The 23,956-nt window shown below is 69.5% G+C and carries 21 protein-coding genes; 10 read left to right on the top strand and 11 right to left on the bottom strand.

Going from position 1 to position 23,956, the window contains the following annotated elements; all coding sequences use genetic code 11:
* Positions 1-39 precede the first annotated feature (39 nt).
* Positions 40-2,124, bottom strand: coding sequence for an amylo-alpha-1,6-glucosidase (locus NX1_RS32135; RefSeq protein WP_068067952.1), 2,085 nt, complete (start codon positions 2,122-2,124; stop codon positions 40-42).
* 226 nt (positions 2,125-2,350) lie between these two features.
* On the opposite strand from NX1_RS32135, the gene NX1_RS32130 reads away from it, so the two are divergent.
* Positions 2,351-2,983, top strand: a complete 633-nt coding sequence (locus NX1_RS32130) for a response regulator (protein WP_068067949.1) — start codon at positions 2,351-2,353, stop codon at positions 2,981-2,983.
* Between the two features lie 89 nt (positions 2,984-3,072).
* Here NX1_RS32130 and NX1_RS32125 read toward each other — a convergent pair whose 3' ends face one another.
* The gene (locus NX1_RS32125) at positions 3,073-3,867 is read right to left on the bottom strand and encodes a sigma 54 modulation/S30EA ribosomal C-terminal domain-containing protein (protein ID WP_084501918.1); all 795 of its coding nucleotides are present in this window, start codon (positions 3,865-3,867) and stop codon (positions 3,073-3,075) included.
* Between the two features lie 138 nt (positions 3,868-4,005).
* Here NX1_RS32125 and NX1_RS32120 point away from each other — a divergent pair, with 138 nt between their 5' ends.
* Complete coding sequence (locus NX1_RS32120; RefSeq protein ID WP_068067947.1) at positions 4,006-5,745, top strand: sensor histidine kinase; 1,740 nt, start codon at positions 4,006-4,008, stop codon at positions 5,743-5,745.
* Between the two features lie 32 nt (positions 5,746-5,777).
* On the opposite strand, the gene NX1_RS32115 is transcribed toward NX1_RS32120, so the two are convergent.
* Positions 5,778-6,065, bottom strand: a complete 288-nt coding sequence (locus tag NX1_RS32115) for a hypothetical protein (RefSeq protein WP_245668810.1) — start codon at positions 6,063-6,065, stop codon at positions 5,778-5,780.
* 331 nt (positions 6,066-6,396) lie between these two features.
* On the opposite strand from NX1_RS32115, the gene NX1_RS32110 reads away from it, so the two are divergent.
* The 3 genes from NX1_RS32110 (at position 6,397) to NX1_RS32100 (ending at position 10,476) form a co-directional block, all read left to right on the top strand.
* Complete coding sequence (locus NX1_RS32110) at positions 6,397-7,734, top strand: diguanylate cyclase domain-containing protein (RefSeq protein ID WP_068067942.1); 1,338 nt, start codon at positions 6,397-6,399, stop codon at positions 7,732-7,734.
* A 10-nt stretch (positions 7,735-7,744) separates the two neighbouring features.
* A complete protein-coding gene (locus NX1_RS32105; protein WP_068067939.1) occupies positions 7,745-8,092 on the top strand; it encodes an antibiotic biosynthesis monooxygenase family protein in 348 nt (115 codons plus the stop codon).
* Positions 8,093-8,166: 74 nt separating this feature from the next.
* Positions 8,167-10,476 carry a HelD family protein gene (locus NX1_RS32100; RefSeq protein ID WP_068067976.1) on the top strand — a complete coding sequence of 770 codons (2,310 nt, stop codon included), beginning with the start codon at positions 8,167-8,169 and terminating at the stop codon, positions 10,474-10,476.
* A 144-nt stretch (positions 10,477-10,620) separates the two neighbouring features.
* Here the strand turns inward: NX1_RS32100 and NX1_RS32095 are convergent, their stop codons facing one another.
* Both NX1_RS32095 and NX1_RS32090 read right to left on the bottom strand, forming a co-directional pair.
* On the bottom strand, positions 10,621-11,073 hold the full coding sequence (locus tag NX1_RS32095) for a universal stress protein (protein WP_068067936.1): 453 nt from the start codon (positions 11,071-11,073) through the stop codon (positions 10,621-10,623).
* A 451-nt stretch (positions 11,074-11,524) separates the two neighbouring features.
* Positions 11,525-12,388, bottom strand: coding sequence for a helix-turn-helix transcriptional regulator (locus NX1_RS32090; protein ID WP_068067934.1), 864 nt, complete (start codon positions 12,386-12,388; stop codon positions 11,525-11,527).
* A 70-nt stretch (positions 12,389-12,458) separates the two neighbouring features.
* Here NX1_RS32090 and NX1_RS32085 point away from each other — a divergent pair, with 70 nt between their 5' ends.
* Complete coding sequence (locus tag NX1_RS32085; RefSeq protein WP_068067932.1) at positions 12,459-12,929, top strand: VOC family protein; 471 nt, start codon at positions 12,459-12,461, stop codon at positions 12,927-12,929.
* Positions 12,930-12,956: 27 nt separating this feature from the next.
* On the opposite strand, the gene uvrB is transcribed toward NX1_RS32085, so the two are convergent.
* A complete protein-coding gene (gene uvrB, locus NX1_RS32080; RefSeq protein ID WP_068067930.1) occupies positions 12,957-15,122 on the bottom strand; it encodes an excinuclease ABC subunit UvrB in 2,166 nt (721 codons plus the stop codon).
* A 408-nt stretch (positions 15,123-15,530) separates the two neighbouring features.
* Here uvrB and NX1_RS32075 point away from each other — a divergent pair, with 408 nt between their 5' ends.
* Both NX1_RS32075 and NX1_RS32070 read left to right on the top strand, forming a co-directional pair.
* A complete protein-coding gene (locus NX1_RS32075) occupies positions 15,531-16,157 on the top strand; it encodes a ribonuclease FAU-1 family protein (protein WP_084501917.1) in 627 nt (208 codons plus the stop codon).
* Between the two features lie 57 nt (positions 16,158-16,214).
* Entirely contained in the window at positions 16,215-16,739 is a 525-nt protein-coding gene (locus NX1_RS32070; RefSeq protein WP_068067926.1) for a ribonuclease FAU-1 family protein, read from the top strand.
* A 106-nt stretch (positions 16,740-16,845) separates the two neighbouring features.
* Here NX1_RS32070 and NX1_RS32065 read toward each other — a convergent pair whose 3' ends face one another.
* Together NX1_RS32065 and coaE are read right to left on the bottom strand one after the other, a co-directional pair.
* Positions 16,846-17,280 carry a hypothetical protein gene (locus NX1_RS32065; RefSeq protein ID WP_068067922.1) on the bottom strand — a complete coding sequence of 145 codons (435 nt, stop codon included), beginning with the start codon at positions 17,278-17,280 and terminating at the stop codon, positions 16,846-16,848.
* A gap of 525 nt (positions 17,281-17,805) precedes the next feature.
* A complete protein-coding gene (coaE, locus tag NX1_RS32060; protein ID WP_068067919.1) occupies positions 17,806-18,996 on the bottom strand; it encodes a dephospho-CoA kinase in 1,191 nt (396 codons plus the stop codon).
* 302 nt (positions 18,997-19,298) lie between these two features.
* Here coaE and NX1_RS32055 point away from each other — a divergent pair, with 302 nt between their 5' ends.
* Positions 19,299-19,511, top strand: a complete 213-nt coding sequence (locus NX1_RS32055) for a hypothetical protein (protein ID WP_068067916.1) — start codon at positions 19,299-19,301, stop codon at positions 19,509-19,511.
* Positions 19,512-19,572: 61 nt separating this feature from the next.
* On the opposite strand, the gene NX1_RS32050 is transcribed toward NX1_RS32055, so the two are convergent.
* From NX1_RS32050 to NX1_RS32040, 3 genes are all read right to left on the bottom strand, one after another.
* A complete protein-coding gene (locus NX1_RS32050; protein WP_068067969.1) occupies positions 19,573-20,016 on the bottom strand; it encodes a MarR family winged helix-turn-helix transcriptional regulator in 444 nt (147 codons plus the stop codon).
* Positions 20,017-20,065: 49 nt separating this feature from the next.
* Positions 20,066-21,064 carry a zinc-binding dehydrogenase gene (locus tag NX1_RS32045; RefSeq protein WP_068067913.1) on the bottom strand — a complete coding sequence of 333 codons (999 nt, stop codon included), beginning with the start codon at positions 21,062-21,064 and terminating at the stop codon, positions 20,066-20,068.
* A gap of 153 nt (positions 21,065-21,217) precedes the next feature.
* Positions 21,218-22,621: an SPFH domain-containing protein gene (locus tag NX1_RS32040; protein WP_068067911.1), complete on the bottom strand. Its 1,404-nt coding sequence runs from the start codon at positions 22,619-22,621 to the stop codon at positions 21,218-21,220.
* 254 nt (positions 22,622-22,875) lie between these two features.
* Between NX1_RS32040 and NX1_RS32035 the strand changes: the two genes are divergently transcribed.
* Positions 22,876-23,956: MMPL family transporter (locus NX1_RS32035; protein ID WP_157120291.1), on the top strand; the 1,081-nt coding region annotated here is incomplete at its 3' end.

Here is a 23,956-nt window from a genome sequence, read left to right as displayed (position 1 = left end):
GAGCGGCTGCCCACCCACGCTGACCAGCCGCGACGACCGTCATCCTGCCCGGCGCGTGCCCTCCGACCGCCCGGTGACCTGCCATCCGTGCGCGTCCACCGTGACGGTCAACACCTCGGGCCCGACCCGCAGTCCGCTGATCCGCAGCGGCAGGTAGCGCTCGGGCACGGCGGGCGCCACCTCGGCGACGCCCGCGCCCGGCTCCAGCCGGACCAGGCTGCGCAGGAACAGCAGCGGGGCCGCGGCGGCCCATGCCTGCGGCGAGCAGGAGGTCGGGTACGGCACCGGCGCGTCGAACTCGGCGCGGTCGAAACCGCAGAACAGTTCGGGCAGCCGGTGGCCGAACCGCACCGAGGCGTCGAGCACCGCATCGATGACCCGGGTGGCGTGTTCGGTCAGTCCGTAGCGCATCAGTCCGGCCGCGCAGATCGCGTTGTCGTGCGGCCACACCGAACCGTTGTGGTAGCTGACGGGGTTGTAGGCGCCCATGCCGCTGGCCAGGGTTCTGATGCCCCAGCCGGTGAACATGTCGGGAGCGAGCAACCGGTCCGCGACCAGCGCCGCCTTGTCCTCGTCCACGATACCGGTCCACAGGCAGTGGCCGATGTTCGAGGTGAGCGCGTCGATCGGCCGCTTGTCGCGATCGAGGCCGACCGCGTACCAGCCGCGCTCTGGCAGCCAGAACTTCGCGTTGAACTCGACCTTGAGCCGGGCGGCCGCGGCGCGCAGCCGGTCCGCGGTGGCGCGGTCGCCGAGGTCGGCGGCCAGCTCGGCCCTGGCGAGGTAGGCCGCGTAGACGTAGCCCTGTACCTCGGCCAGCGCGATGGGCGGGGCGGGGAGGGTGCCGTCGGCGAAGTTCACCCCGTCCCACGAGTCCTTCCAGCCCTGGTTGTCCAGCCCGTGCTCGGCGAGGCGCCGGTACTCGACGAACCCGTCGCCGTCGGCGTCGCCGTAGCGCTGGATCCACTCGATGGCGCGGTCGGCGTGCGGGAGCAGTTCGTCGCGGGTGGCGTCGTCGAGTCCCCAGCGGTGCAGCTCGCCGAGCACCATGACGAACAGCGGGGTGGCGTCGACGGTGCCGTAGTACACGGTGTCGCCGCCGAGCAGCCGCGTCGCGGCGCGGCCGAACCGGATCTCGTGCGGTATCCGGCCCGGTTGCTCCTCGGTGGCGGTGTGCTCGCGGACGCCTTGCAGGTCGGCCAGGCTTTGCAGGGTGCCGATGGCCAGCCTGCGGTCCACCGGAAGCACCATCCAGGAGGTGAGCAGCGAGTCCCTGCCGAACAGCGCCATGAACCAGGGCGCGCCGGCGGCCACCACCGCGCGGCCCGGACACGCCGGGTCGAAGATGCGCAGCGCGCCGAGATCGGCGACGGCGCGGCGCAGCGCCGAAGCCAGCGTCGGATCGCCGGTGCGCACCCTCGGCGAGTTCTCGTACCAGTCGCGCAGCCTGCGTGCGGGCGCACTGTGCGCGACCGAGCTGCCGCAGGTGTGCCGCGGCGTGACCTCGGCCGAGCCGAGCAGCGGGAGGTACTGCACGCACGTCGACCAGGAACCGCGGGCGGGCAGCCGGACTCGCCAGCGCAGGCGGCGGCCGTCGGCGGTCGCGTCGGCGGCGCGCACCGCGACCGCGATCCCGAGTGCGGCAGAGGCGATTTCGAGTCCGCCGTCGGTCGCGCGGTGTTCGGTGGCATGGCCTTCGCCGACCCGGCCGTCCTTGACCTCGAACAGGTCGGCGAAATCCGCGTCGACCTCGAGCGCGATCGCGAAGTCGACCGTCTCGCCGGAGAGGTTGCGCACGGTCAGGTCCTCGCGCATGCCGTCGCCGACGTGTCGTCCGACGATCACCAGCGCGGTGCTGTCGGCGCGATCCGGCGGCGGTGCGGTGCGCGCGAGCAGCGTGACGCTGTACGGGTCGGCGTACTGCACGCTGAGCGGTTGCGGGGCTCGACCGTCGACGGTCAGCCGCCAGCGGGAGAGCACCCTGGTGTCGCGGACGAACAGCCCCTGCGCCCGGCTCGGTTCGATCGCGCCGCCGGAGTCGCTGAGGCAGAACGTGGATCCCTCGACGAGCGTCACAGCGCTTGCCGTTCCGTGGTGCGCAGGTCCGCTGCCCCAGGGGTCCATTACGTCACGCGCCCTGGTGCGGCGGCTCGTCGTGCGGCGGGTCGTCCCGGTGTCGCTGAATCGGTCATCGTTCGACAACTTTCACGCGTTCGGTCGAGAAATCCAGCATACTCGGAACATCAATACGCCCAGCGTTTTTCGGGCCAGCCCGTTCGCCACACATTCGCTGCGGCGAGTTTCCGCGGCCGGACCCGCGCTGGGACCTGGTGTGCGAAGAGGGGCCGCGATGATCAAGGTGTTCCTGGTCGACGACCACGAGATCGTCCGGCGTGGCCTGACCGATCTGCTGGAGAGCGATCCGGAGCTGGCGGTGATCGGCGAGGCGGGCGATGTGGCGCAGGCGATGCCGGGCATTCGCGCGGCCCGTCCCGATGTCGCGGTGCTCGACGTGCGGCTGCCCGACGGCAACGGCATCGAGCTGTGCCGCGATCTGCTCGCCGAATTCGACGGGCTGCGTTGCCTGATCCTGACCTCCTACACCGACGAGCACGCCATGCTGGACGCGATCCTCGCGGGCGCTTCGGGATACGTGGTGAAGAACATCAAGGGCATGGAGCTGGCCGAGGCCATCAAAGCAGTCGGCTCCGGCCGCTCGCTGCTGGACAACCGGGCGGCGACCGCGTTGAAGGCGCGACTACGGAACAGCGTCGAGGCCGACGGCCCGCTGGCCGGGCTGACCGAACAGGAACGCAAGCTGCTCGCACTGCTCGGCGAAGGCTTGACGAACCGCCAGATCGCGGCGCGGATGTTCCTCGCGGAGAAGACGGTCAAGAATTACGTGTCGCGGCTGCTGGCCAAGCTGGGTATGGAACGGCGCACCCAGGCCGCGGTGCTGGCGACCCGCCTGCGCGAGCCGTGAACCGGCGTGCGGCGGCCTCGGCTGTGCGGCGCCGAGGCGGGCGGCGTGCCAGGGGAGCCACGCTGCTCCCGTGGGGACCACGCTGGAACTCAGGCGGTTTCGGAAGGGGTGACGATCGTCAGGTCGCCGTCGTAGCGACGGTAGAGCAGCTGTCCCCTGCCGGTCTCGCGATCGGTGAAGAACAGGAAGGGCAGGCCGCCGCGGCACAGCGCGGTCGCGGCCTCGGATTCGCAAAGCAGCGGGCTCGGCTCCGAATGCACGGTCATCGGTAGGGAATTCACGCTGAGCGGCCTCTGCGTCCCCTCCGCCGGTGCGGTCGTCGTCCGCTGGCGGACGAGTCGCACGCCGAACGGGTCCGCCCACTGCACGATGGCGTCCTCACCGGTCTCGGCGTCGGTGAACAGGTACGCGTCGTAGTCCATCGCGTCCATCACCGCGGTCGCCTCGGCGGGCGTTCCGGTGAGCAGTTCGCAATACTTGCGGCGGATGATCGGCCGCTGTTCGGTGACCTTGGCCAGCGGCGGCCGCGCCGGATCCGGCCATGCCCGTGACTGATTGGCGACCAACCTGCTGAGCTGGCGGTCCAGCCGCTCGACGGCGAAGGTCACCGCGAACCCGCGCGGTCCGGTGACCTGCACCCGGGTCGGTGTGTCGTGCAGCCGGACGTTGGCCTGCACCACCGTGGGTTCCTCCCCATCGGCCGGGGCCGTAACACGCACGCGCGCCGGCACATCCAAGTGGTGGCGGCGCAGCACCCGGCCGATGGCGCGGACGGCCCTGGTCACGTCGGCGGGCGGGACGGCCCCGCGAGTGGTCACCGCCAGGTCCGGATCCGCTGCGCTGGACCAGTGTTCCGAGGAGTACAACGATTGCGACGAATTCATAGGACACCTCTACTCTCAATTCACCCAGTGTCGTAATCCCACCGCCGCAACGTCACCGCGAACAGGGCCGAAAGTCACCGATCCGCGAATTAGACTGGCCGAAGCGCTGTTCACGCGTCCACCTGAACAGGAACCGAGATGACCGAAGAAAGCGGTAACGGCCTGTACTCGGTGCGCGACACGCTCTCGCAACTGCGCCTGCGCGAACTGCTCAGCGAGGTCAAGGAGCGCGTCGAGCTGATCATCGACTCGCGCGACCGGATGGACGGCCTGGTCGAGGCGATGCTCACCGTCACCTCGGGCCTCGATCTGGACGACACGCTACGCGCCATCGTCCGCACCGCGACCAGCCTCGTCGACGCCCGCTACGGCGCGCTCGCGGTGCGCGGGCACGACCGGCAGGTGGTCCAGTTCATCGACGAGGGCATGGACGAGGCGGTCCGGCAGCGCATCGGCAGGCTGCCCGCCGGACACGGCGTGCTCGGCGTGGTGTTCAATCGCCCGAAACCGCTGCGGCTCGACGACCTCACCGAACATGCCGAGTCCGTGGGTTTTCCGCCGGGGCATCCGCCCATGCACACGTTCCTCGGCGTGCCGGTGCGCATCCGCGAGGAGGTCTTCGGCAGCCTGTACCTCACCGAAAAGGCCGGCGGACAACCGTTCACCGAGGACGACGACGTGCTGGTGCAGGCGCTGGCCGCTGCGGCGGGCATCGCGGTCGACAACGCGCGCCTGTACGAGTCGGCCCGCACCAGGCAGGCCTGGATCGAGGCCACCCGCGACATCGCCACCGAATTCCTCGCCGGCACCGAATCCGAGTGCGTGCTGGCGCAGGTGGTCGATCACGCCCGCACCTTGACCGGCTCGCACCGCTGCTTCCTCGCCCGGCTCGACGAGGCCGTATCGCCCGGCGGGATGGGCGAACTCGTGCTCACCCAGTGGTCGGGTCCCGGCGCCGGGCACGAGGGCTGGCTGGCCTCGACCGAGGGCACCGCGCTCGGCGAGGCGTTCACCCGGCGCACACCGCTGCGCTTCGACGACGCGGCGCGCATCGATCTCGGTGTGCCGCTTGCCGATGTGGGCCCGGCCCTGATCCTGCCGTTGTGCACAGCCGACGCCACGCTCGGCGTGCTCGTCGCGGTGCGGCCGATCGGATCCGCGCCCTATGCCGACGAACTCGTCGAACTCACCGCCGCGTTCACCGACCAGGCCGCGCTCGCCATGCAGCTGGCCGACGCCCAGCGGCGGATGCGCGAACTCGACATCCTCGCCGACCGCGACCGCATCGCCCGCGATCTGCACGATCACGTGATCCAGCGGCTGTTCGCCATCGGCCTCACGCTGCAAGCGTCGCTGCCGAAGGCGGTGGTTCCCGAAGTGCGCCAACGGTTGTCGTCCTCGATCAACGAGCTGCAGGAAGTGGTGCAAGAGATTCGGACCTCCATCTTCGACCTGCACGGCGGCGACGGGCACAGCGCGGGCTTGCAGCAGCGCATCGAGCACGCGGTGCGCCAGCAGACCGCCGAGACCGCGCTGAAGGCCACCGTCCAGGTGAGCGGGCCGCTGTCGGTGCTGGAGGCCGAACTCGCCGACCACGCCGAGGCGGTGGTGCGCGAGGCGGTGAGCAACGCGGTGCGCCATTCCGGCGCCGACACCGTCGGGGTGGAGATCACCGTGGCCGACGATCTGACGATCGTGGTCACCGACAACGGCTGGGGCGTGCCGAATCACGTCGTCCGCAGCGGGCTGCGGAATCTGGAGCAGCGGGCCGAGAAGGCCGACGGCAGCTTCTCGATCGGTCACGCGGACCGACTCGTCGACAGCGCGGGACTGCCTGGGACGCGGCTGTGCTGGTCGGTGCCGCTCCCCACGGACTGACGAGCGCAGGGCCTTCCTCTGGCCCGGCGACCTCACCGGGACGGCGGCCCGAGCACCGACATCGAATTGTGGCCGCCCCTGCCGAGCGAGGACTCGAGTATCAGGCCGCCCCGGAACGGCGTCGTCCGTCCAGCAGCCGCGGATGCGCCGGGGCCACCATCGGCAGGCGGGCCGGGCAGCACGCCGCGCCGGCAGGCCATCGCCGCGACGGCCACCTCGACGCCGGCGGCGGCGCCCTGACTGCGCCCGGTGAGCGGTTTCAGCGCGTACACGTGCGGGCGACCGTCGAGCACCCGGGCGACCAGATCGCGCTCGGCCAGTTCGCACTGCCGCGTTCCGGCGCCGTGCGCGTCGAAATAGGGGAATCTCGTCCGGGCGCACCCCCGCCCGGGCTAGGGCGCGGTGAGCGCAGTCGATGATCTGCGCGTGGCACCCGGCATCGCTCCTTCACCGGATCTCCGGGCCGCGCACCCTCGATCCGGCCTGTTCCCGGAGGAACGGGAGTCTGTCATGATCACCGGATAGAGCCCGATGGAGTGCCCGAACCGTGATCGAAGCAAGTGCGTCGGCGCTGGGATCTCGCGCGCGTCGACACCAGAATAATCCCATGTTCCAATGGCCATAGGTCGGTCGACGATCGGGGGTTTGCGAGTGGGTGAGGATACGACGGGCGTCGACGCCGACGCCGAGCAGCTGGCGCAGCGCTACCGGTCCCTGGTCGAGCACACGCCGGACGGTATCTGCGTGCACGAGAACGGCGTCATCGTCTACGTCAACCAGGCCACCGTCCGGCTGCTCGCGGCGCGCAGCGCCGACGAGGTCGTCGGCGAGCCGCTCACCCGCTTCGTGCACCCCGACTCCATCCAGGCGATGCGCGAACGAATCGAACTGCTCACCGGCAAGGGCGCCGCCTCGGTGCCGACCGAGCTGCTGCTGCTGCGCACGAACGGCGAGACGGTGCCGGTCGAGACGGTCTCGGTGCTCACCCCGTGGCACGACCACTTCGCCTATCAGGTCGTCATCCACGATCTGACCGCGCAGCGGGCCGCCGAGGAGGCTCAGCGCCGCGCCGAACAGCACTTCACCACGGTGGTCTCCCAGCTGGAGGAGGGCGTGGTCGTCATCGATCGCGGCGGGCGCATCGAGTCGGCGAACCCGGCCGCCCGGCGCATCTTCGGCACCGGCGAGCGGCACGACGACATCGTCGGCAGCACCGTCGACGAGCTTCCGATGATGTTGCTCGACGCCAACGCCCAGCCGCTGCCGCCGAACCGGCATCCGGTGGCGCGCACGCTGGCCACCGGGGAGACGGTCACCGGCTACGTCTTCGGCGTCGACCGCAGGGACGGTCAGCGCCGCTGGCTCTCCGGCAGCAGCAGGCTGCTCAATCCAGGCGACCCGGACTCCCCCGCGGTGTCCTCCTTCGCCGACATCACCGAATTCCGCGCCAGCCGACGCCAATTGGAGTACCAGGCGACGCACGACTCGCTGACCGGGCTGGCCAACCGCTCGCTCATCCTGTCCCAGCTGGCGGCCGCACTGGCCACCAGTGCTGACCTGGCCTACTCGACGGTGCTGTTCATCGACCTCGACGGCTTCAAGTCCATCAACGACACGCTCGGCCACGCCATCGGCGACACCGTGCTGCAGATCGTGGCGCAGCGTCTACAGCGCGCGCTGCGCCACGACGATCTGGTCGGACGGCTCGGCGGCGACGAGTTCCTCGTTCTCCTCTCCGGCCACGGCAGGCACGTCGACGTGGACGGGCTGGTCCGTCGGCTGCGCTCCACCATGTCCGAGCCGATCATCGCGCGCGGGCATCGGATCGCGGTGGACGCCTCGATCGGCGTCACCGAACTCGACCCAGGCGACCGCCGCACGCCCGAGGCCGTGCTGCACGACGCCGACGTCGCCATGTACCGCGCCAAGCCGCCCCACCGGGACACCGGTGTCGGCAAGGGCCGAACCAATAACTCGCACGCGTCCTGAAAGTCACCGCATGATCGTCGAACACGCCCTGCTGCCCGTCCGCCCCGAACTCGCCGCCGCCTTCGAGGCCGCCTTCGCCGAGGCGAGGCCGCTCATCGCCGGGATGCCCGGCTTCCGCTCGCTGTCGCTCTCGCGCTGCGTCGAGTCGCCCGGCGTCTATCTGCTGCTGGTGGAGTGGGAACAGTTGAGCGATCACGTCGACGGGTTCCGGCGCTCACCGGAGTACCAGCGCTGGAAGGCGCTGCTGCATCACTTCTACGAACCGTTCCCGGTGGTCGAGCACTTCGAACCGGTGCTCACGGACCCGGATTCCCTGTCCTCACCTGCGGTTACGGCGGGCGTGCCCAACTCGCAGTAGACTCGACAACTCTGTTTTCCGACGTGCGTGGGATCGGCGCGCGTCCGCCCCATCGCGGTGACAAGGAGTCCAGTTTGCCCGACCGCCTCGCCCATGACCGTGCCGCCACCGACGGCGCGGTCGCGCGGACCCGCGAAATCGAGAAGGAACAGGCCTACCTGTCGGTGCTCTACGAGCGGCTCGACGGAATGCGCGCGTACGCCAAGAACCGGTTGCGCACCGTGTTGCTGGAGACTGGAGGCACCCCGCAGGCGCGCAGCGAACGCGAGTCGTTCAGCCAGCTGTACTCCGAGGATCTGGCCAAGTACGACGCGGCCGAACACGGCCTGTGCTTCGGCCGCATCGATCTCGACGGCGACGAACCGCGCTACATCGGCCGCCTCGGCATCCTGGACGAGAAGGACGACTACGCCACCCTGCTGCTGGACTGGCGTGCCCCGCTGGCCCGGCCGTTCTACCTGGCCACCACCGCCACGCCGGACGGCGTGACCCGGCGCCGCCACATCCGCACCCGTAACCGGCGGGTCACCGCGGTCAACGACGAATACCTTGACCTGTCGGCCGCCGAGCGGGCGGGCACGGTCGAGTCCGACGGTGGCGTCGGCAGCGAGAGCGCGCTGCTCGCGGCGCTCAACGCGGCCCGCACCGGCCACATGAACGACATCGTCGAGACCATCCAGAGCGAGCAGGACGCGATCATCCGCTCCGAGCACAAGAGCGTGCTGGTGGTGCAGGGCGGGCCTGGCACCGGCAAGACCGCGGTGGCGTTGCACCGCGCCGCCTACCTGCTCTACACCTACCGCCAGCAGCTGGCCAAGAGCGGCGTACTGATCATCGGCCCGAACGCGACCTTCCTCGACTACATCGGCCAGGTGCTGCCCTCGCTCGGCGAGACGGGCGTGCTGCTGTCCACCATCGGCGACCTCTACCCCGGCGTGAAGGCGACCCGCGAGGATTCGCTGCGCGCGGGTGAGATCAAGGGCGCGTTGAGCATTCTGGACGTGCTCAAGCAGGCGGTGCGCGACCGGCAGGAGGTGCCCGCCGAACCGGTCCGCCTGAGTTTCGACGGCTATCCGGTGACGCTGGACAAGAAGATCGCGACCAAGGCCCGCGGCCGGGCTCGCTCCTCGCGTCGCCCGCACAACCTGGCCAGGCCGATCTTCGCCAGTTCGGTGATCGACGCGCTCACCGACCAGCTGGCCCAGACCATGGGCGCCGACCTCTCCGGCGGGCCGAGCCTGCTCAGCCGCACCGATCTCGCCGAGATCCGCGACGAGATGAAGTCCGATCCCGAGGTGCAGGCGGCCATCGGGCGGCTCTGGCCGATCCTGTCCCCACAGGAGGTGCTGACCGATCTGCTGGCCGACCCACAGCGGCTGGACCGGGTTGCGGCGAGCCTGTCTCCCGAGGACCGCGCGGAGCTGGTCCGCGCCGACGACGGCGAATTCAGCGCCGCCGACGCGCCCCTGCTCGACGAACTCGCCGAGCTGCTCGGCGTCGATGACACCGAGGAGCGCGAGCGCGCCCGCCGCCGCTGGCGCACGCAGCTGGCCGAGGCGCAGGACGCGCTCGACATCCTCACCGGCTCGGCGCCGCAGGATCTCGAGGACGAGCTCGACCCCGAGATCCTGATGGCCTACGACCTGATCGACGCGAGCCAGCTGGCCGAGCGCCAGGACGTGCGCGCCAGGCAGACCACCGCCGAACGCGCCGCGGGCGACCGCACCTGGACCTACGGGCACGTCATCGTGGACGAGGCGCAGGAGCTTTCCGAGATGGCGTGGCGCATGGTGATGCGGCGCATCCCGAACCGGTGGATCACCGTTGTCGGCGACGTGGCCCAGACCGGCGACCCGGCGGGCGCCTCGTCTTGGCAGCGGATGCTGGAACCCTATGTGGCGCAACGCTGGAAGCGCACCGAGCTGACGGTGAACTACCGCACCCCCGCCGAGATCATGGCGGTCGCCGCCGAGGTGCTCGCCGTCATCGACCCGGACGCCAAAGCGCCGCGCTCGGTGCGCGCGACCGGGAACGCGCCGCGGGCCAAGCGAGTCGGCGCGGCCGAGTTGCCCGGCGCGGTGGAGAGTTTCGTGGCGGCGGAGCAGGGACCTGGCACCACCGCGGTGATCGCGCCGCACCCGCTGGTGGCCGAACTGGCCGAGCTGGCCGGGGAATCGGTGCGGGTGCTGACGGTGCACGACGTGAAGGGTTTGGAGTTCGACGCGGTGATCCTGGTGGAACCTGCGCGGATTCTCGCGGAGTCACCGCGCGGCATGAACGACCTGTACGTGGCGCTCACCCGAGCCACCCAGCGGCTGACGGTGGTGCACAGCGAGGACCTCCCCGAGGTGCTGGCGACGCTGGAGCGTTCGGTCCAGAACTGATCGGCCCGAACGTCTTTCGCGGGTCGTCGCCCGATCGGAACGGGCGGCGACCGGGTCGGCCGTAGTGCCTACTGTGGACCGATCGAATGCGCGAAAGCTCCGCATCGCACGGAGCGGGCGATACGGAGCTTTCGCGGGGGTTTCCTATCGGACGGTGTGCACGATCAGCACGTCCGAGCGGGACTTGCGCGCCACATCGGAGGGCACCGAGCCGAGCAGGCGGCCCGCCAGGGTGTTCAGGCCGCGGTTACCGACGACCAGCAGGTCCGCCTGGGTCTCCTTGATCAGGCCGAGCAGCGAATCCACCGGCTCGCCGACGATGGCGCGCTCGACGATCTCCTTGGCGCCCGCGGCGACCGCCTTGTCCCTGGCGGTGCGCAGGATCTCGTTGGTGGGCGCGGAGCCGCGCACCTGGTAGGCCTCGTCCTTGAGGACGTCGGCCGCGGCCGCGACGTCGCGATCGTCGGTCGGATAGTAGGCGCAGGCCACGATCAGGGTGGCGCCGGCGTCGGCGGCCAGCGAGGCGGCCTTCTCGACGGCTACGTACGACGACTCCGATCCATCGGTACCGACGACAATGGTCCGGTAGGCGGTCATCTCTCCTCCAACTATGCGGGTCGGGTGCCTGCGTCCGGTGTCTCGGCATGTCGGGCACCGGCGCGGCGACTGCGCTCGACCATAGCCGCAATCCAGGCGGAAACAGCAGAAATCGCAACACATCACACTCGCCGATGTCGGGCTTTCCGCCCAGCGTTCGCACATCGAATGCCACAGGGCCTCAGCGACCTGCGCGGATTCTATTTCGCACCGGTAAACCTGTGAGACATCACAACCGCGGTGAAGGTTCTTCTGTGCCTGGGATATTCATCACAAGATACCGTTCCCGTGCCGCCGCCGCGGCGGAACGGGTTCGCCGCACGAACGCGGCTACGGCCCTCGAGAGCCCCTTGACCAGTTGCGTTGCGGCCTGCCGCGCTTGCTTCCGCCACGGAACCGATATCCGTCCGCGGCCCGCCGCTTCCGAATAGCGACCGTTTATCGGCCGGATTCAGCCGGCCGGCCGGGATGCCGCGACCAAATCGGACGCCGCACGCGAGGAATGCCGCGCGTACTCCAGCGGCGCCATTCCGACCTCCGCGGTGAACTCGCGAGAGAAATGCGCCTGATCGAAATAGCCGAGTTCGACGGCCAGCGTGGCCAAATCCGCGTGCCTCCCGTTCGCGAGCAGTTCCGCGCCGTCCTGCAACCGATAGCGACGCAGCACCCACTTCGGCCCCGCGCCGACATAGCGCCGGAACATCCGCTGCAGGGTGCGGACAGGCACGCCGAATCGCTCGGTGACCTGATCCACCCTGGTGAGCGACCGGTCGTGCTCCATGTCGTGCACGATGCGCGTCACCAACAGGAACGTCGGATCGTGACCGCCCGCGCGCGGCGCGAGGAACGCCTCGACCAGCGCGCGGCGGTCCTCGTCGGACGCGGCGGCAAGCACCCGTTCGGCGAGGTCGGCGGCGTCCGGAAACACCTCGGCGAGCGGCAACGACCGGTCGCGCAAAGAGCCGACGTCCAATCCGGTGAAAGCGCCGAACCCGCCCGCGTGAAATCGGGCGCCGAAGGTCATCCCCAGCCCGGTCAGCTCGCGGGTGAACTTGGTGGTGCACACGCCGGTGACGAAGCCGCCGACGCGCTGTTCGGACCGTTCGAAAGTGACGTTCACGCACGGAAAAGGCAGTACCTCCGCGACATACGGAGGACAGCCGCGCAGATCCCAGCGCACCGCCCAGTACCAATCCACGAATTCGCCGACCCTCGGCCCCGCCGGGAGCCGGGCCAGGCTCCGATGCCGGGATTGCTCCCTCGGATGCAGTATTCCCTTCTCGCTGTCCGGCGGTGTCCGTCCCTCAGTGGCCATCACGCCTTCTCCTCGACGGGTGTCGCTTTCTTACAAGATCGGGCGCGCCCGCCCTGACACGATTCAAGTCATGACGACATCGGTGAATCCCATCCCCTCCGGCTACCACTCGATCACCTGTTTCCTCGCGGTCGCGGACGGGAACAAGGCCATCGACTTCTACTCCGCGGTCTTCGGCGCGAAGGTGGTCAGCCGCAACGACCTGCCAGACGGCCAGCCGGCGCACGCCGAACTCGAGATCGGCGATTCGACGCTGCAACTCGGTATGCCCATGCCCGCCAACGGGGTTCAGGCACCGAACGGCGAGTGGGTGCACACCTCGGTCGTGCACTACTGTCCCGACGTCGACGCCGTCGTGCAGCGCGCGGTCGAGCACGGCGCACGCAGCGTCGAGGAACCGCAGACCTTCGTCACCGGCGACCGCTTCGGCGTCGTGATCGACCCGTTCGGCCACCGCTGGGCGGTGATGACCCGGGTCGAGGACGTCTCGCGCGAGGAGGCCGCGCGCCGGGTCGACGAATGGATGGCGACGCAGAGCTGAGGACACGAGGGCGGACGCCACCGCGACTCAGCTCAGTCCGGCGGCGTCCATGCCGCGCAGTTCCTTCTTCAGGTCGGCGATCTCGTCGCGCAGCCTGCCCGCGAGCTCGAATTGGAGTTCGCGGGCCGCGTTCATCATCTGCGCGGTGAGTTCCTTGACCAGATCGGCGAGTTCGGCGCGCGGCATCGCCTTGATGTCGCGGCCCTCGTAGACTCCGGCGCTCACCGCTCGGCCCGGCTCGCCCTGGGCGCGGCGTCCCCGGCTGACGTTGCGCCCGGAGCCGCCGACCTCGACCTCGTCGGCCTCGCGGTATACCTGGTCGAGGATGTCGGCGATCTTCTTGCGCAACGGCTTCGGGTCGATGCCCATCTGCTCGTTGTAGGCGACCTGCTTGGCCCGGCGCCGCTCGGTCTCCTCGATCGCGTGGCGCATGGAGTCGGTGACGGTGTCGGCGTACATGTGCACCTCACCGGAGACGTTGCGGGCCGCGCGGCCGATGGTCTGGATGAGGCTGGTACTGCTGCGCAGGAAGCCTTCCTTGTCGGCGTCCAGGATGGCGACGAGCGAGACCTCCGGCAGGTCGAGACCCTCGCGCAGCAGGTTGATGCCCACCAGCACGTCGTACTCGCCGAGACGCAGCTGGCGCAGCAGCTCGACGCGGCGCAGCGTGTCGATCTCCGAGTGCAGGTACCGCACCCGCACGCCGAGCCCGAGCAGGTAGTCGGTGAGGTCCTCGGCCATCTTCTTGGTGAGCGTGGTGACCAGCACCCGCTCGTCGCGGTCGGTGCGCTGCCTGATCTCGTGCACCAAGTCGTCGATCTGGCCCTTGGTCGGCTTCACGACCACCTGCGGGTCGACGAGCCCGGTCGGGCGGATGACCTGCTCGACCACCTCGCCGCCCGCCTGCCCGAGTTCGTACGGGCCCGGCGTCGCGGACAGGTAGACCGTCTGCCCGATGCGGTCGGCGAATTCCTCCCAGGTGAGCGGACGGTTGTCGACCGCGGACGGCAGCCGGAAGCCGTACTCGACGAGGTTCCGCTTGCGTGACATATCGCCCTCGTACATGCCGCCGATCTGCGGCACGGTGACGTGCGACTCGTCGATGACGAGCAGGAAGTCCTCGGGGAAGTAGTCGAGCAACGTCGCGGGCGCCGATCCGGCCGGGCGGCCGTCGATGTGGCGCGAGTAGTTCTCGATGCCGGAGCAGAAACCGACCTGCCGGATCATCTCCAGGTCGTACTGGGTGCGCATGCGCAGGCGCTGCGCCTCCAGCAGCTTGCCCTGCCGCTCGAGCTCGGCGAGGCGCTCCTCGAGCTCCTGCTCGATGTCGCGGGTGGCGCGCTCCATGCGTTCCGGACCCGCCACGTAGTGGGTCGCCGGGAAGATGCGCACCGTGTCCACCTTGCGCACCACGTCACCGGTCAGCGGGTGCAGGTAGTAGAGCGCCTCGATCTCGTCGCCGAAGAACTCGATGCGCACCGCGAGCTCCTCGTAGGAGGGAATGATCTCGACGGTGTCACCGCGTACCCGGAAAGAGCCGCGAGTGAAGGCCATGTCGTTGCGGGTGTACTGCACGTCGACCAGCAGCCGCAGCAGCGCGTCGCGGTCGATCTCGGTGCCGACCTCCAGCTGCACCGAGCGGTCCAGGTAGGACTGCGGCGTGCCGAGGCCGTAGATGCACGACACCGAGGCGACCACCACCACGTCGCGCCGGGAGAGCAAGCTCGAGGTCGCCGAGTGGCGCAACCGCTCCACGTCGTCGTTGATCGAGCTGTCCTTCTCGATGTAGGTGTCGGTCTGGGCGATGTACGCCTCGGGTTGGTAGTAGTCGTAGTACGAGACGAAGTACTCGACCGCGTTGTGCGGCAACATCTCGCGCAGTTCGTTGGCCAGCTGGGCGGCGAGCGTCTTGTTCGGCGCCATCACCAGGGTGGGGCGCTGCAACTTCTCGATGAGCCATGCCGTGGTGGCCGACTTGCCGGTGCCGGTGGCGCCGAGCAGTACGACGTCGCGCTCCCCCGCCTTGATCCGGCGCTCCAGTTCCGCGATGGCCGCGGGCTGGTCGCCGGCGGGGCGATGCTCGCTGACCACCTGGAACTGCCCGTCGGCGCGCTCGATGGCGCCGACGGGACGGAACTCCGAATGCGCGAGGGGCGTCTCGCCCTCGGCGGGAATCTCGGTAGCGAAAGCCATGACAATCAGCGTAGGCGCAGGCACCGACAGATTTCGCGGCCCGGTGACGCGGCAGGCGGCCCTGCCCTGTCAGTGGGGCCGAACTCCCCTCCTGCTCGGCCCCACTCCCGGCGGAGCGGAAACCGAACGGAACACTCGTGCCTGGGCCGCGGTCCAGAATATCGACAGCAGCTATCGCATGGCAAATGATGTAATTTGAATTTTCAATTATCCGCCCGCGGGCGCCGCGTCCACTGGCGTGCCCGGCTCCGCGGAAGCTCACGGGCGCGGCGGACGCACCGCGCGGTAATGTCCGAATTGCCCATTCCCGCAGGATAATCGGGCATCGAACCGCAACTTTTCGTGCCGCGCCGAGCCTGCAACCCGGGTGTACCCTGATCTGGTTCTGCACTAGGTAAGGACGTCGCCATGAGCACTCTGCTGCCGCTGTTCGTCGCCGCTCCCGCCGTCACGGGAATCGCCGGATACCTCGCTCGCGATCTGCGCCCCGCCGCACCCGCGACGTCCGCAGGAACCGCCGCGCCGCCGCCCGCGACGCCGCCGCATCGGCCTCTGGTGGAGTACTTCAACCTGGCGGAGCTCACCGTGACCGACGCGAAAGGCTTCGTCCGGCAGGTCGAGCGCTTCCAGGTCGAGCCGTGGGGGCTGTACATGGCACGCATGGTCGACGGATCCCGTTATCTGCAGTCCTGGCTGCTGCCCGGCCTTTCGGTCCGTGCGACCGTGGTCCACACGCGGGCCGGGCAGCACCGCAGCCGCGACTACGTGCTCGACGTCGGTGAGTTCGGCAAGATCGCGCCGCGGCGCTGGAAAGCCGTCGATCAATATCTGGACGTCGTTGTGCGCCATCGTCGTTCGACCCATTTGCACGGCGTCGGCGACCTGCTCGCCGCGCACGCGGCGGGCCTGGTGGACACCGCCCAGGCGCACCGCGCCGTCGAACGGGCCACCGCCGCACTGGACGGGCTCGCGGCGCACGACCACGACGTCGAACGCTGGCTCACCGCGCACGACATCACGTTGACCTGGATGTGACCAGCGCGCTCGTCGTCAGCGCTCGACGGAACGGCCGCGACGGTAGATTCTGACTGCATGACACAGGCACCAGCAGTGAACGTGCACCGACCCAAGGTCGAGTACTTCGACATCGCGAGCCTGACCAACACGGATCCCAAGGGATACGTGCGCCCGGTCGAGCGCTATCGCGTCGAACCGTGGGGCCTGTACATGGCGCGCACCGCCGACCACCCGCAGTTCCACTACGTGGAGTCCTGGCTGCTACCCGAACTCGGTCTTCGCGCAACCGTTTTCCACTACAACCCGGCGCACCGCCGCGATCAGGACTACTACCTCGACCTCGGCGAGTTCACCAGAATCGAACCGAAGAAGTGGCGGTCGGTCGACCACTACCTCGACATCGTGGTGCGCTCCGAGCGCGAGACCGTGCTGCTCGACGTGGACGAACTGCTCGCCGCGCACGCTGCGGGCCTGATCGGCACGACCGAGGCCCAGGCCGCCATCCACCACGCGACCGCCGCGATCGACGGGATCGCCGCGCACGGCCACTCGCTGGATCGCTGGCTCGCCGGCCACGACATCGAGCTGACCTGGCTCTGATCGCACCGACCCGGGTACACCGATCGCCCGGCGGGAGCGTTCCCGCCGGGCGATCGCCCTCGACAGTGTGTGATGCCGGTCGGCGGCCCCTCGCCGCGGCAGCCGATCAGCCCGAAAGACCTGGAAGCAGCCCGCCGAGCCCGCCGCCGCACGCACCGGCGCTTCCGGTGCTGCCGCCGCGTTCGACGACGTTCACCGTCACCGAGTCGCTGATCAGCAGCTGCCGCGCCTCCAGTTTGTGCGCCCCCGCCGTCGCGGGCGTCCACGTCAGGCTGACCTTGTTGCTGGTCAGCGAAGGCTTGACCGGACTGCCCGGAATCGCCTCGCCGTTGTCGGTGAATTTCACCTCGGTCAGCCGGTCGACGTCGACGCGAGCCGTCACCGTGTAGGTGCAGCCGACGGTGTGCTTGGTCCCCGACACGGTGACGTCGCCGACCCAGGCCGAGGCGTGCGGCGCGGCGAGGACCGCGACCGCGGTCATGGCGCCGAAGGCGGTGACGCCGAATCCCGCGCGACGCAGGTGGCGATGTGGTGCTGTCATGCTGATCGAACTTCCTGTGCTCCCAACCCACTTCCCGGTGGGCAGGCGCAACGCTACACACGCGGAGCCGCGCGCACGGCGTTTCTGAAATAAAGATGTTTCACCTTCGGCGCGGCCCAGTCCCCGCTAGGCTGCGCCGTTTGCGAAGCGCTTGCCCATCGGCCGCCCGAGGCGTGATGCCGGGGTGGCGGCATCACGTCGAGGAGAAATGCCGGAAATTCTGGTACGGCCGTTCGGTCGGCTGGGATGGACAACCGCCGGGGGCGGACAGAATGGCTTCAGCCAACCAGAATCGAATACGGCACAGCGGCATCGATACCTATGAGTCGGCCGATATGACGGCCGCCACTTCCACCGCCCGAAAGTTGCCTTCCGGCATTTCGGAATTTTTCCGGCCAAATCGCCCGAAATGGTCAGCCCCGTTCGCGCGGCCATATGGTCAGGACACCGTTCGTCGTCACACCATTCGAGCGACCGGCGCCGCGCACCTCTCGCCCGAAGAGACGCCTCGCGCCTACCGGACGGTCAGTCGAGCACCCGCTGATACACCGAGTCGAACCACGGTTCCTTCACCGCGTAGTACGCCTCCGACGCGCCCTCCCCCGTGAGCCCGGCCGCCTTGGCCTCCGCCTCGCGCTTCACCGCGAGGTACTCCTCGCGCGCCGCCGCGTCGCCGCGCAACCAGTCACGGAAGGCCAGCGCGAACCGCTGGCCGGGCGACCCTGCCACCCGGATGTGCACGTTGGCGAGACGGCCGGGGTCGGCGTTGCCGTGCAGCCGCTTGGCCCAGCGGGTCAGGTCGGCGCCATCGGGATCACCCTCGGTCGGCTTCGGATTGTCATGTGCGACATGGACTTTCGCGGGGAACCCGGCCGCGCCCAGCGCATCGCGCAGCCCGTCGGCAGCCGCGAGATCGGCGACGGTGATCTGGAGATCCAGCACGTCCTTGGCGGGCAGGCCAGGCACCGCCGTGGAACCGATGTGGTCGATACGGGAAGCCGCTGCGCCGCAAGCCACCCACAGTCGCGCGATGAGCCGCTGGGCCTGCGCGGCCCATTCCGGATCGTGCGGCGCCAGCCGCATTTCGTGTGCGGCCGCGGGCGTCCCGGTGCGCAGGTTGCGCTCGAACGGGATGAGGCGCTCCTCCCACAGCCGGTGCACCGCGGTGTCGATCGCGCCCGCCGGGCCGCTGTTGTCCAGTAGCACGTCGGCCACCGCGCGCCGCTGTTCGTCCGTCGCCTGCGCTGAAATTCGCGCCCGCGCATCGGATTCCGAGACGCCGCGAAATTCCGCGAGACGGCGAATTCGAGTTTCCGCGTCGACGTCGACGATCACCACCAGATTCATCAACGGCGCCAATCCGTTTTCCACCAGCAGCGGAATATCCTGCACCACAATGGCGTCCGCCGGTGCCGCCGAAATCAATTCCGCCGTGCGCTTTCCGACGAGCGGATGGGTAATGGAATTCAGGGTTGCGCGGGCCGCGTCGTCGGCGAACGCGACGGCCGCGAGCGCGGGGCGGTCCAGGCCGCCGTCCGCCGCGAGTATGCCGGGGCCGAACGCCTCGACCAAGGCCGCGAGCCCCTCGGTGCCCGGCGCGACCACTTCTCTGGCGATCAGGTCGGAATCGACGATCACCCCGCCGCATTCGGCGAGGATCCGCGCCACCGTCGACTTGCCAGCTCCCATGCCTCCGGTGAGGCCGATCCGCAACATTCGTTCAGTTTCGCATCCGCCGCCCCGTGCCGCCCTGCCGCCCGGCACCGCGCCCGCGTCCGCGTCCGCGATGGCGCCGATTACCCAGTCGCCCCTCGAATTCCACGCACGACCCTGCTAATTGCCCGTTCCGTGACGCGGCCGAGACCAATTCGCAACATTTTCGCCTCGGCCGCCGAGCGACTCGGCAAGTTTCCGACACGCCGAGGCAATTACTTCCGCAAAATACTGTGTCGGCAGTTTCGTTCCGCTAATCTTCGCCGTGGCGATCCAGGCCGATACCAGCAAGCAAAGGAAAACCATTGGGCACCAGAATCAACCAGGCGGGTCGCCACCGTCTGGGCATGGCGGGCAGGATGCACTGCACCCAGATCCCCGCTGTCGCGGCCGCGCTCGCAGAGCACCGCCGTTCATGGTTCACCGCACTGATCAGTCCCGCCCGGCACAGTTTCGCGGCCATGCGAAAACGCTCCACCATGGCCACGACCTACTGGGTACCGGCGACCGCCAGCTGAGCTTGCCAGACGACAGTGGCCCAGCCTCTCGGCTGGGCCACTGTCGTGTGCCTGGCACGGCTCAGAGTCGAGCGCTCTCGACGACCGCGGTGAACTCCCGTACCTCGGCACGGAATCGGGCAAGCCCCTCCCGGTCGAGGCCGGTGGCGTCGGCCACCCGCCGGGGCACGTCCCGCGCGCGCTCACGCAGCGCCGCGCCCGCTTCGGTCGGTCGCACCAGCACCGACCGCTCGTCCTCCGCGGAGCGCACCCGGCTCAGCAATCCCGTCGTCTCCAGCCGTTTCAGCAACGGCGACAACGTCCCCGAGTCGAGGTCGAGCGCCTCGCCCAGCTCTTTCACCGTCACGGTTTCGCGCTCCCACAGCACCAGCATCACCAAATACTGCGGATAGGTCAGCCCGAGGTCGTCCAGCATCGGCCGATAGAGCCGCGTGAGCGCCCGCGAGGCGGCGTACAGCGCGAAGCACACCTGGTTGTCGAGCTGGAGCTCGCTCGTCTGTGTCATGGTCACCACCTCTTTTTCGAAGGTAGTAGCCGATTCAGTGGCCTGCAATTCACCCGGCGCGATCCGGCGCGGGCGCCAGGGCGATCTTGGCGTTGCGACCTGGGCGTTCGCTGGCGGCCGCGGCCTCGGCCGCACGGTCGAGCGGGTGGACGGCCGCGACCGTCAACCGCAGTTCGCCGCTCGCGGCCAGCTCCACCAGTTCGCGCAGCACCCTGGTGCGCTCGGCGGCGCCGATCTCCTCGGCCCGCTTCGCGCCCCAAAAGCCTTTCACGACTACCTGTTTGAAGATGAGAGTGCCCGGCGAGAGGGTCCACGGCTGACCCGAGAGCGCACCGAAGGAGATCAGCTCGCCGTTCGGCGCGAGCAGCTCGAGCAGGTCGGCGCCCGCGCGTCCACCGACCTGATCCACGGCGCGCACGATCGGCGCGCCAGAGGTGGCCGCAGCGGCCTGGGCGAGCCAGTCGTCGGCCTCGGTGTCGACGACCGGTTCGTAGCCGAGTTCGCGCAGTGCCCGCACCGACGCCTGGCCGCGCACCAGATTCAGCACCCGCACGCCGCGCCGCCGGGCCAGCAGGTTCATCAGCCGTCCCACCGCACCGTTCGCGGCGTTGATCACCACCCAATCCCCCGCGGCGACGCGCAGATCGTCCAGCAGCACCGCGGCGCTGAACGGCATCGCGAGCAGCTGGGCCGCGGTCTCGTCGTCGACCGATTCGGGCACCGGCAGCGCCTGCGCCGCCTTCGCGACGAAGTACTCGGCCCACACCGCGGTCGCGCCGGACACCGCCACCCGCTGACCCACCGTCCGGTCGGTCACGCCCGGGCCGACGGCGTCGATCCGCCCGACCCCCTCGGTGCCCGGGATGGCGGGCAGCGAGGGCCGGTAGCCGTAGACGCCGCGGATGATCGCGAGATCGTGGTTGTGAATCGGGGCGAGATCGAGGGCAATGCGCACCTCACCGGGGCCCGGCTCGGGCACCGGCCGATCCGCCGTGGTCAGCACGTCCTTCGGCTCTCCGAATCCTTCGATGACAACCGCTCGCACCATGCCTCCTCTGCTCGTTCGACGGGGATACCGCATCCAGAGTAGAACGCAACTGAATTGTGTCCAATCAAATTGGGCGTGCGTTATGTCACTGGCGCATGACAGGTGGCCGTGTCGTGTCACCGAGCCGGGCGCGGGTGACACGACGAAGACCGATCAGTCCGCGGCCGATTCTCCCGCGGCGCGACGCGCGGTCCACGCGTCGACCACACCGTTCAGCTGAGCCACCACGGACGCCAACCCCGACAGATCGCCGCCGAGCTGGTAGGACCGCAGCTCGGCGGGCGCGGGCAGCTTCTCGACGATCTCGGGCAGGCTGGCCACCAGGTTCGCCCGGATACTCGCGTCGTTCTGCGCGTTGGCGGCGGCGACCCGCTCCCGCTCCAACTGCACGACCAGCAGCTCACCCTCGTGCTCGGCCCGCTGCCGCGCCGTGGCCAGCGCCAGTTCGCCGTCCACCTCCTGGCGGCGCAGTTCTTGGCGCAGGCGCAGGTTCTCGAGCTGTTCGGCGTGCTGTTCGCGCTCCAAGCGCACCGCGTGCAGCGCCGTCTGCTGCGCCAGCTCGGCGACCGCGCGACGGTCGTCGTGCTCGCGGGTGGTGCGCCGCATCTTCTCCGCCGTCTCGCGGTCGAATCGCTCCGCCTCGGTCCGGGCGCGCAGCTGCGACAGTTCGCGCTCGTTCTCGATGCGACGTTCCTCGCTCGACCGCTGCGCGGCCGCCTCCCTGGCCGAAACGGCTTCCTGCGCGGTGAGTTCCGCGAGCCGGGCGACTTGGTTCTGTTCGGTGCGGTAGGGCTTCTGCAGGTTCTCCCACAGCGTCGACGAGCTGACCACCGCCTCCTTGATCTGCACGGTGACGATGCGCAGGCCGAGACCGCGGTCGCCGCCGTCGGCCCGCGCGTCGCCGCTGCCTTCGGCGACCGCGCGCAACCGGGCGGTGAGCTCCTCGATGATCGGCTGCTTGTCGCTGAGCACGTCGCGTACGCCCATCGTGGACACCTTGTCCTTGATGGCCGCCTCGGCCTGTTCGCGCAGCTGAATATTGACCAGCCGCATGGGATCTTCGGCGTCGGAGAAGTCGAGCTTGCGGTACGCGGTGCCGAAATCCTCGATGATCCACTGCACGTAGCCCTGCACCAGCACGCCCTGCAATTCCCGGCAGATGCAGTACGCGTTGATCAGGATGGTCTGCATCGCGCCGGGCACCACGAGGTAGGAGTCGGCGGCCGGATTGTACCGGAACGACACACCGAGCCCGATGTGCAGCGGTTCCGCGCGTCCGCGCCTGGTGTGCACGACGAAAGCGTTGGGCGGCACCAGAACCGTTCGCCACCGCCAGACGCCGGTGACCCGGACCTCCACCGGCCCGGTCCCCTGCTCCGGCCCGCTCTGACCGACCCGCTGCGCCCGTTTAGCCAGCGCGCCCCGAGGCTGCGGCGGACCGCCGGGCGCTCCAGGTGCCGGCGCGACCGGCTTGCGCGTGCGCAGATCGTCCTCCAACGCCACCGACTGGGCGACGACCTGATCGAGATAAGTGTTCTTGCCCGGATTGCTCCCCATGGCCGGGCACACTACCGGCGAATACCGTCGCCCCCAACGACTTTCGCCCGCACGGAGCCGGGTCGGCGTGCCGTGCACAGCGCCTCCGACGCGCGCACGACCGAGCCCGAGTACCAGCGAGACCTATGCGCGTGGCGACTGCGGAGTGACCTGTCACACACCTGATAGTCACTTGCAGAAGCTGGCGGCACCGACATAGTGTGAAGTCACAAATTTGATAGTGACTTTCAGGTCACGGACGCCACGGAGGCGACATGACGCTACCGACCCTGACCGAGGAGCCGAGCCGCCCCGCCGCACCGCCGCCGCTGCGCGCGCTCGGGCACTGGGGCGCGACGATGGCGCGGCACCGCAGACTCGTGCTCGGCATCTGGCTGCTGCTCGCGATGCTCGGCGCCGCCGCCTATCCCCTGCTGCACGACCGGCTCGGCGCACCCGACTACACCGTGCCCGGCTCGGCGTCCAGCGAGGTGGATCATCTTGCGGTGCAACACTTCCCGCAGTTCGGCGCGGAACAGGAGCTGCTGGTCTTCCACTCGCCGCGCTTGACCGCCGACGCCCCCGAATTCCGCGCCGCCATCGATCGGGCGCTCGTCGCCGCACGCGAGACCTCGGGCGTGACCGGCGCGCTCGGACCGTTCCAAGGCAACGCCGCGACGCAGATCTCCGCCGACCGGCACACCGCGTTCGGCATCGTCGGCCTCGAGGGCGACATGTCCGAACGGGTCACCATCGCCGCCCGGTTGCAGTCGGCCGTCACGGCGGTGTCCGACGCCGACATCCGCGTCGCGATCACCGGATACGGCGCGGCGCAGGCCGATCTGATGGAGATCCAGAACGCCGACATGCAGCGCGCGGAGACGATCGGCCTGCCGGTCGCCGCGGCCGTCCTGGTCTTCGCGCTGGGCGCGGTGGCCGCGGCGACCCTGCCGATCACGGTGACCGCCGCGGGTATCGCCGCCGCCGTCGGCGGGCTGTTCGGCCTGACCACCTTCCTGACCTTCGACTCGCTGGTGCTCTCGGTCGCCACCATGATCGCCACCGGCACCGCGATCGACTACGCCATGTTCATCGTGAGCCGGTTCAACGAGGAACTGACCCGGCGCGGTGTGCGCGACCGTTCGTCGCGCGCGGAGATCCATGCCGCCGTCGCGGTCGCACTGGACACCACGGGACGGACCGTGCTCGCCTCCGGCCTCATCGTGCTGATCTCGCTGTGTTCGCTGGCCGTCGTCGGCCTTCCGATGCTCGACGGCGTCGCGGTCGGCGTGGTGACGGCCGTGCTCGCCACGCTCGGCGCGGCCGTCACGCTGCTGCCCGCGCTGCTGGCGACCC

Origin of the sequence: Nocardia xishanensis NBRC 101358 (assembly GCF_001613365.1) — a bacterium.
Classification (GTDB): Bacteria; Actinomycetota; Actinomycetes; order Mycobacteriales; family Mycobacteriaceae; genus Nocardia; species Nocardia xishanensis.
The sequence above is the reverse complement of the archived record's forward strand: the minus strand, read 5'-3'. Positions and strand labels throughout refer to the sequence as shown.